The following is a 5,158-nucleotide window of genomic DNA, read 5'->3' on the forward strand; positions in this document are numbered from 1 at the left end:
TCAGCATCCGCCGGCCACCGAAGACGCGAGCGCATGGAACTGCCGCGGCCTCGTCCCCACGAGGGCAAGCTCGCAATACCGAAATCGCGCAGCCCTACGACGGCAGTGCGTCACGCGGCGTTCGCGTCGTCGGTCGAGTCGACCGCTTCCCAGTCTTGGGTACGGAAACCCATATATTGGTATGCAATTCAACAATCTGGCACGCAGTCCAGAAATCACGACGGAGGGGCCGGAAGCGATCGCATCCGGCCCCTCCGTCGTCGAGCGCGACGCTTACCGGTAGTTGATGAACTGCAGGTCGAGATCGAGGTCGGCGCCCTTCAACAGCGCGATGACCGACTGCAGGTCGTCGCGGCTCTTGGACTGCACGCGCAGCTCGTCGCCCTGGATTTGGCTCTTCACGCCCTTGGGGCCCTCGTCCCGGATGATCTTGTTGATCTTCTTCGCGTTCTCGGAGGAGATGCCGTCCTTGAGCGTCGAGACGATGCGGAACTCCTTGCCGCTGGCGAACGGGTCGCCGGACTCGAGGCTCTTCAGCGAGATGCCGCGCTTGATGAGCTTGGACTGGAACACGTCGAGCACGGCCTTGGCGCGCTCCTCGGTGTTCGCGATGATGAGGATGCTCTCGCCGCTCCAGGCGATCGACGCACCGGTGCCCTTGAAGTCGTAGCGCTGCTCGATCTCCTTGCGGGCCTGGTTCAGAGCGTTCTCCGCTTCCTGGTGGTCGACCTTCGAGACGATGTCAAATGAGCTGTCAGCCATGGTTTCATCCTACTCAGGGGCTCAGCGCGTAGACGTTGTCGGAGACCCGGGTGGCTCCGTCCGGCGTGGGGTAGTCGTCGGGGACGGTCACGAAGTGCCCGGCGGGACCACTCATCTCCACGGGGGCGCCTTCTCCGCCGCACGCCATGCCCCACTCGCCATCCTCGGGGAAGGCGAGCACGCATACCGCTCCCGGTTCGACGCCGCGCAGCAGCCAGATCGAGCTGCCCGAGTGTTCACCCACCAGGCGGGCCGACGACAGGTCGGCGACGTCTCCGGAGTCCTGCTCCGCCACCGCGTCCGGGACGGCGTCTTCCGGCTCGGCTTCTCGATCCAGGACGCCATAGCTCGGGGCGAACGCGGTGCACCCGCTCAGCGCCATCGCCGTGAGCGCCAACGCGAGCGCTGCCGTGATCCTGCGGATGCGAAGTGTGCCACCAGCCATGACCACAGTCTACGGAGCGGGTTTCGTCGGACTCGTGGAAGCGTTTCCATCTGAGTGAAGCGGATTTCGGTGCATCACGGGTTGATATCGACGGCCTCTCTCATTGCGAACACCCCTGATTTCGATGCATACTGTAAGCGCTTGCAGTCCTTGCAGGTGATCAGCACTGAGAGAGGCACACACCAATGAAGGTGAACAAGAGGGGCATCGTCGCCGCGGGCGCGATCGCCATCGTTTCGACTCTGACGCTTGCCGGCTGCTCCACGGGGACCAGCAACGACGACACCTCCGGCTCCGACGACAGCAGTGCGCTGGTCGTCTGGGTCGACGCCGAGCGGGTCGACGCGCTTCAGGGCGCCGCAGATGCCTACGAGGAGAAGACCGGCGTCAAGGTCCAGCTCACGGGCAAGTCGGTCGACGACATGAAGGACGACTTCATCCAGCAGGTCCCGACCGGCAAGGGCCCCGACATCGTCATGGGCGCGCACGACTGGCTGGGCGAGCTCTCCACGAACGGCGTGGTCGCTCCGATCGAGCTGGGCGACAGCTCCGAGGACTACCTCCCCGTCGCGCTGCAGGCGGCGACGTACGACGGCACCGTCTACATGCTCCCGTACGCCGTGGAGAACATCGCCGTGCTCCGCAACGCCGACCTGGTTCCGGCTCCCGCGACCAGCTTCGACGACATGATCTCCAAGGGGAAGTTCGTCGTCGAGCAGGGGACCGAGGGCAACCCGTACCACCTGTACCCGTTCCAGACCGCGTTCGGCGCCCCGGTGTTCGGCACCGACGACACCGGCAGCTACGACTCCACCGACCTCCAGCTCGGCAGCGAGGGCGGCTTCGCCTTCGCCGACTGGCTGGGCGCGCAGGGCGCAGCCGGCGTGCTCAACACCGACGTCGACGGTGAGATCGCCAAGCAGCAGTTCCTCGACGGCACCGCCGCCTTCTGGCTGACCGGTCCGTGGAACGTGGGTGCGGCCACCGACGCCGGCATCAACGTCGCGATCGACCCGATCCCGAGCCCGACCGGTGAGACCGCATCGCCGTTCGCCGGAGTGAAGGGCTTCTTCGTGAGCTCCGAGTCGAAGAACAAGGTCGCCGCGAACGACTTCCTCGTGAACTACATCGGCACCGAAGACGTGCAGCTCGAGCTGTTCAAGGCCGGCAACGTGCTTCCCGCGCTCACCGCTGCGGCCGACACCGCGGCCGCCGACCCGATCATCGCCGGCTTCCAGGCCGTCGGTGCCGACGCCGTGCCGATGCCCGCCATCCCGGCCATGGGTGCGGTCTGGCAGTACTGGGGCGTGGCCGAGGCCGCGATCATCAACGGCGAGGACCCGGCGACGACGTGGCAGAAGCTCGTCGACGACGTGACCGCCGCGATCAAGTAACAGCCAGGACACTGACTCTGCCGGGGTGGGCGCCTTCGCCCGCCCCGGCAGGATCATGACGAGGACGACATGACTGACACCGAAGAGCGCACAGCTCCTCCGACCAAGCGCCAGCGCCAGGCCGCCAAGATCGCCGAGGCTGCATCAGGGCCGATCGGCTGGATGCTGCTGAAGATCCTCCTGCTGGCGGTCGTCGATGCGATCGCGCTGTATGCCGCGTTCGTGCTGTTCGCCCACCAGGAGTGGTTGATCCTCGGCATCGTCGTCGTGGTCGCCGTCCTGGTCAACTACATCTACTTCTCCCGCAAGCGCATCGCGGCGAAGTACCTGACGCCCGGCATCATCTTCCTGATCGTGTTCCAGGTCTTCACGCTGCTCTACACCGGGTACATCGGCTTCACGAACTACGGCACCGGCCACAACGGAACCAAGGACCAGGCGATCTCGTCGCTTCTCGCATCGGCGCAGGAACGGGTCGAGGACTCGCCGACGTACCCCGTCACCGTGGTCGAGCAGTTCGGCACCTACGGCCTGCTGGCGACCGACCCGGACACCGGCGATGCACTCCTCGGCACGGCGGAGCAGCCGCTCGCAGAGGTCGACGCGCAGTTCGAAGGTGACAAGGCCGTCGCGGTCGACGGGTGGACCACGCTTCCCCTCGCCACCGTCTTCACGCTGTCGGAGGAGCTGGAGCAGCTCTCCGTCCCGTTCAGCGACGACCCCAACGAGGGCAGCCTGCGCGCTCCCGACGGGCAGAAGGGCTACCTCTACGTCTCGACGCTCGAGTACGACGAGGGTGCAGACACGATCACCGACACCACCACAGGGATCGTCTACTCGGACACGGGTGACGGTGCGTTCACAGCCGAAGGCGGAGAGCAGCTCCTCCCCGGATGGCAGACGACGGTCGGTTTCGACAACTTCGTGCGCGCTGTCACCGACTCCTCCATCCGCGGTCCGCTCATCTCGGTGACGCTCTGGACCTTCGCGTTCGCCCTGATCTCGGTCGCGACCACGTTCTTCCTCGGTCTGCTGCTCGCGCTGGTGTTCAACAACACCCGTATGCGCTTCCGCAACGGCTACCGCATCATCCTGATCCTCCCGTACGCGTTCCCCGCGTTCCTGTCCGCGCTGGTCTGGGCGGGCATGATGAACGAGAGCTTCGGCTTCATCAACCAGGTGATCTTCGGCGGGGCCGCGATCCCGTGGCTGACCGATCCCACGCTCGCCAAGGTGTCGGTGCTGCTGGTGAACCTGTGGCTCGGGTTCCCGTACATGTTCCTGGTCTGCATGGGGGCGCTGCAGGGCATCCCGGAGGACGTCAACGAAGCCGCCGTGATGGACGGCGCGAACCCGTGGCAGGTCTTCCGCCGCATCAAGCTGCCGCTGCTGCTCGTGACCGTGGCGCCGCTGCTGATCTCGTCGTTCGCGTTCAACTTCAACAACTTCAACCTGATCTACATGCTCACCAAGGGCGGGCCGCGCTTCAGCGATGTGTCCATCCCCGTGGGCCACACCGACATCCTGATCTCGATGGTCTACAAGGTGGCTTTCACGGGTCAGACCCGCGACTACGGTCTGGCGTCGGCCTTCACGATCCTGATCTTCATCGTGGTCGCGACGATCTCCATCATCAGCTTCCGCAAGACCAAGGCCCTCGAGGAGCTGAACTGACATGAGCACCGACAGCCCCATCACCGAGCGTCCCGCCACAACCCGGTCCGCCGAGAAGGCGCAGACCCTCGCTCCGCGCCGCCGCAGCTTCGGCGCCTGGTTCGCCGACACCGGATGGCGTCACCTCGTGGCGATCGTCGTGAGCGCGTTCGCGCTGTTCCCGCTGCTGTACGTCGTCTCGGCCTCGCTGAACCCGAAGGGGACGCTGACGGGCTCGAACCAGCTGTTCTCCGCGATCGGGATCGACAGCTACGTGCGCATCCTCAGCGACCCGCAGAACCCGTACGGCACGTGGTTCCTCAACACGCTCCTGATCGCCGTCGTCACCGGCGCGGTCACGGTCTTCATCGGAGCGTGCGCCGCCTACGCCTTCTCGCGCATGAGGTTCGCCGGGCGCCGCGTGGGCCTCGTGACGATCGTGGTCGTGCAGATGTTCCCGCAGCTGCTCGCCGTGGTCGCGATCTTCCTCCTCATGTCGACCCTGGGGGACTGGTTCCCGGCCATCGGTCTGAACACCCACACGGGTCTGATCCTGGTGTACCTCGGTGGAGCGCTCGGTGTGAACACCTACCTGATGTACGGCTTCTTCAACACGATCCCCAAGGAGATCGACGAGGCTGCCCGCATCGACGGTGCCGGTCATGCACGCATCTTCTTCACGATCATCCTTCGTCTGGTCGCGCCGATCCTCGCGGTGGTCGGACTGCTCTCGTTCATCGGCACCGTCAACGAGTACGTCATCGCGAGCGTCATGCTCGTCGACGTCGATCAGCAGACGCTCGTGGTCGGTCTGACGAAGCTCGTCGCGAACCCGCGGTATGCGGACTGGTCGGCGTTCTCGGCGGGGGCCGTGATGGCCGCGATCCCGGTGATGATCCTGTTC

General features: G+C 65.5%; 5 protein-coding genes. 3 read left to right on the forward strand and 2 right to left on the reverse strand.

The genetic code is table 11. The annotated features are described in order from the left end of the window. Positions 1-273: 273 nt before the first annotated feature. Positions 274-762: a YajQ family cyclic di-GMP-binding protein gene (locus tag AX744_RS11470; RefSeq protein ID WP_017829222.1), complete on the reverse strand. Its 489-nt coding sequence runs from the start codon at positions 760-762 to the stop codon at positions 274-276. A gap of 13 nt (positions 763-775) precedes the next feature. Further along, positions 776-1,207 (reverse strand): hypothetical protein, encoded by a 432-nt coding sequence (locus AX744_RS11475; RefSeq protein ID WP_061016980.1) that lies wholly within the window; start codon positions 1,205-1,207, stop codon positions 776-778. 185 nt (positions 1,208-1,392) lie between these two features. On the opposite strand from AX744_RS11475, the gene AX744_RS11480 reads away from it, so the two are divergent. From AX744_RS11480 to AX744_RS11490, 3 genes are all read left to right on the forward strand, one after another. Next, a complete protein-coding gene (locus tag AX744_RS11480; RefSeq protein WP_061016982.1) occupies positions 1,393-2,601 on the forward strand; it encodes a sugar ABC transporter substrate-binding protein in 1,209 nt (402 codons plus the stop codon). A gap of 69 nt (positions 2,602-2,670) precedes the next feature. Further along, a complete protein-coding gene (locus AX744_RS11485) occupies positions 2,671-4,275 on the forward strand; it encodes an ABC transporter permease subunit (RefSeq protein ID WP_058632566.1) in 1,605 nt (534 codons plus the stop codon). Between the two features lies 1 nt (position 4,276). Then, on the forward strand, positions 4,277-5,158 hold an 882-nt coding region (locus AX744_RS11490), incomplete at its 3' end, for a sugar ABC transporter permease (protein ID WP_061016984.1).

This window comes from Microbacterium sp. CCH5-D1 (genome assembly GCF_001557335.1).
GTDB classification, from domain to species: Bacteria; Actinomycetota; Actinomycetes; order Actinomycetales; family Microbacteriaceae; genus Microbacterium; species Microbacterium oxydans.